Annotated in this window: 4 protein-coding genes and 1 pseudogene; 2 read left to right on the top strand and 3 right to left on the bottom strand. The window is 70.6% G+C overall.

The annotated features are described in order from the left end of the window. The 3 genes from SACHA_RS21025 to SACHA_RS0108245 all read right to left on the bottom strand — a co-directional run. Positions 1 to 1,114, bottom strand: a 1,114-nt coding sequence (locus SACHA_RS21025) for a cytochrome P450 (RefSeq protein WP_019808740.1), incomplete at its 3' end; no start/stop codon positions are given. Positions 1,115 to 1,240: 126 nt separating this feature from the next. Further along, complete coding sequence (locus SACHA_RS0108250) at positions 1,241 to 1,441, bottom strand: DUF397 domain-containing protein (protein WP_019808738.1); 201 nt, start codon at positions 1,439 to 1,441, stop codon at positions 1,241 to 1,243. Next, positions 1,438 to 2,280: a helix-turn-helix domain-containing protein gene (locus SACHA_RS0108245; protein WP_020628608.1), complete on the bottom strand. Its 843-nt coding sequence runs from the start codon at positions 2,278 to 2,280 to the stop codon at positions 1,438 to 1,440. The genes SACHA_RS0108250 and SACHA_RS0108245 overlap by 4 nt, the downstream gene beginning before the upstream one ends. A 95-nt stretch (positions 2,281 to 2,375) precedes the next feature. Here SACHA_RS0108245 and SACHA_RS26525 point away from each other — a divergent pair, with 95 nt between their 5' ends. Both SACHA_RS26525 and SACHA_RS25100 read left to right on the top strand, forming a co-directional pair. Further along, on the top strand, positions 2,376 to 2,864 hold the full coding sequence (locus SACHA_RS26525) for a zinc finger protein (RefSeq protein WP_332253565.1): 489 nt from the start codon (positions 2,376 to 2,378) through the stop codon (positions 2,862 to 2,864). A gap of 29 nt (positions 2,865 to 2,893) precedes the next feature. Beyond that, positions 2,894 to 3,148 (top strand): annotated as a pseudogene (locus SACHA_RS25100) (hypothetical protein); the annotation flags it as partial.

Raw genomic sequence — 3,148 nt, 5'->3', positions numbered from 1 at the left:
TGCGGGCGTGCCGCAGCCCGGGCAGCCTGCGGGCCAGCGCACCGAGCGCCGCGGTGATCTCGACGCGGGCGAGCGGGGCGCCGAGGCAGTAGTGGATGCCGCCGCCGAATCCCAGGTGCGGGTTCGGGTCCCGGGTGATGTCGAGCGTGTCGGGCTCGGCGAACACCTCCGGGTCGCGCGCCGCGGCCCCGAGCAGGGCGGCCACCTTCCCGCCCTCGGCGACCCGGTGTCCCGCGATCTCGATGTCGGCGGTGGCGGTGCGCTCGAACAGTTGCAGCGGCGAGTCGTACCGGATCAGCTCCTCGGCGGCCGAGGCGACGAGCGCGGGGTCACCGACCCCGGCGACCAGCCGGTCCCACTGCCCGCGGTGGGTCAGCAGGGCGTGCACACCGTTGCCGAGCACGTTGACCGTGGCCTCGTGCCCGGCCATGAGCAGCAGCACCGCCGTGGCCACCACCTCGTCCCCGGTGAGGTCACTGGCCACGAGGTGGCTGAGCAGGTCGTCGCCGGGGTGTGTGGCCCGGTCCCGCGCCAGTGCGCGCAGGTGGTCGGCGAACTCGGTGGCCGCCCGCTCGGCGGCGAGCCGCCGGTCCTCGTCGAGGCCGTACTCGTACATTTTCACGATGGCGTTGCTCCACCGCACCATCGCGGGACCGTCCTCGGTGGGCACCCCCAGCAGTTCGGCGATCACCGCCACCGGGAGCGGCTGGGCGAGGTGTTCGAGCAGGTCGGCCTCGCCGTCGCGGGCGATGCCGTCGGCGAGGGTGCCCACCATCCGTTCCGCGAGCGCCTCGACGGTGGGCCGCAGCCGTTCCACGTGACCGCGGGCGAAGGCGGACGAGACCAGCCGCCGCAACCTGGTGTGTGCCGGTGGCTCGTTCTCCAGCGGGGAGTTGCGGTGCAGCAGGTTGAACGAGGCGAACCGCTCCACCGGGGTCGCGTCGCGCCAGAGGCGGCCGAGGCGCCGGTTGCGCAGCACCGCGGACGCGGCCGGGTGCGAGACCGCGATCGACAGGCCCAGGCCCTCGTGGTGGTGGACGTCGCCCTCGGCGCGCAGCCGGGCGAACTCCGGGTACGGATCGGCGAGGAAGCCCGGGTCGGCGGGATCGAACATCCGCAGAGGCTAACCCGACGCCACGGCCCCGGTCACCGTCCGGAGGCCACCCGGACACACGGGCCCCGGCGGCCCTCCGGTGCCGGGGCCCGTCCGTGCCGTCGTGTCGTCCGTGCCGCTGTCGCGTCAGAGGTCGAACTCGCCGTCCTTCACCCCGGCGAGGAACGCCGTCCACTCGTCGTCGGTGTAGTGGAGGGTGGCTTCGTCGGGCCGCTTCGAGTTGCGCACCTGCACACCCCCGTCGACCCGACGGAACTCCACGCAGTTCGTGTGTTCCCCGGAATAGCTGGACTTCTGCCAGCCCGTTGTCTGATGCGGTGCCGTCATGGTGACTCCATACTCTCGATCATTTCGGCGATGAGCTGGACCGAAGCGTCCGGGCTCAGCGCCGCCTGGTTGAGACTCGCGACCGCCGCTTGATGTGCCTCCACATCCTCCTGATCACGGAGGAAGGCCGCACTGCTCAAATCCTCAAGGTGGACAATCGGTTCCGCGGCGGCGAACTCCATCAGGACGAACGAGCCCGTATGTGCCCGAGTGATCCCACGGGCCTCGGGGATGATACGGATGTTGACGTTCGCACGACCGGCCAGATCACGCATGAGTCGGAGCTGGTCCCGCATCAGGTCCCGTCCGATCTTCTGGTGCAGGACCCCCTCCAACATGTACGCGGTGTACCGCACCGGCGAGCGGGCGCGGGTGAGAACTTCCCGGCGTCCAATCCGAGCTGCGACCTTGGTATCCACGTTCGGCACGTGACCCAGAACGATCCGGGCGTACTCGGGGGTCTGCAGCAGCCCTGGCACCAACACGATCGACACGTCCGTGATCGCGGTGGCAACCCGCTCCAGCCGGATGAGCGTGGTGAGAGCGTCAGCCTGCCCGGTACTCCCGGCCGACACTTCGTTGACGGACTGGTCAGCGGCCTCTCGCGCGAGGTTGGTGAGGCGATCGCGCTCGACGGCCGTGACATCCAGGACGTCGGCGATCTTGTCGATGATCTGGGCCGACGGTATGCGCTCGCCCCGCTCCCAACGCCAGACCACGGTATGCGTGGTCATGCCGACGCCGTTGGCCATGCGTTTCTGAGACAGTCCCGCGCGCTCACGGAAGCCGCGTAGCTCGCTACCGAACAGGTAGGCGAGTTCGTCCGATGTTCCGGGCATGGAACAGACCATAGCTGAACTACGCGGTGCCTCTGCGTCATCCGAACGAGACATTGCCTCAATGTTCCGGAACATAAGACCATGTATTCCGGAACATGCGACGAAAGCGCTCACGCTCCTGCACTCGGGGAGGCGACGATGCCGGACCGAACACTCCATCCACCGATCCGGGAACGCCGGGTGGTGCCCGGCCGCGGAGAGGTCACCGCCGACGATGCCCGGCACCGGGTCGTCGCTCCGCCGGGTGCGGGGTGTCGCTGATGTGGTGGCGGTGGCAGCAGGCCGACGGTCGGCTGCACGCCTACGACCGCACCGTGACCGTCCCCGCTCCGGACAGGTTCTTCCCCACGCTGTGCGGTGCCCGGGTCACTCCGGCCGACGACGACTTCCACCTGGGCGGATGGCCGCGACCCACCTGTTGGACGTGCGACCGCGAGATCCGCGTCCGCGAGGGTTTCCGGCCGGAGCAGATCCCTCCGCTCCCCGGGGAGGAATCCCCCGCCCCGGAAGAACCCGACCGTGGCCGGACCCGCTCCTGCCCTGCCCCACGCCGTTCCGGGACGGGACGTTCCGGACCACGGTGACCGCCCGTCGAGACGACACGAGGACCCGCATGACCACGGATGCCTTCCCCACCCGGCACGCACCGACCTCCGCCCGAACGCTCGACACCCCGCCCAGCCGCGAACAGCTCGACGCGCTCGCGCGGCTGCTGCGTACCGGGTCCGACCCACACCGCGTCGCGGCACTGCTGGAGGCCGTCAGCCATCGCAGCACCGACACCGCACCCGGCCCCGACCGGCTCAACGAGGCCGATGAGGCCGACGGGGCCGACGGTGCCGACGGGGCCGACGGTGCCGACGGGGCC

Origin of the sequence: Saccharomonospora halophila 8, assembly GCF_000383775.1 — a bacterium.
Taxonomy (GTDB): Bacteria; Actinomycetota; Actinomycetes; order Mycobacteriales; family Pseudonocardiaceae; genus Saccharomonospora; species Saccharomonospora halophila.
The sequence above is the reverse complement of the archived record's forward strand: the minus strand, read 5'-3'. Positions and strand labels throughout refer to the sequence as shown.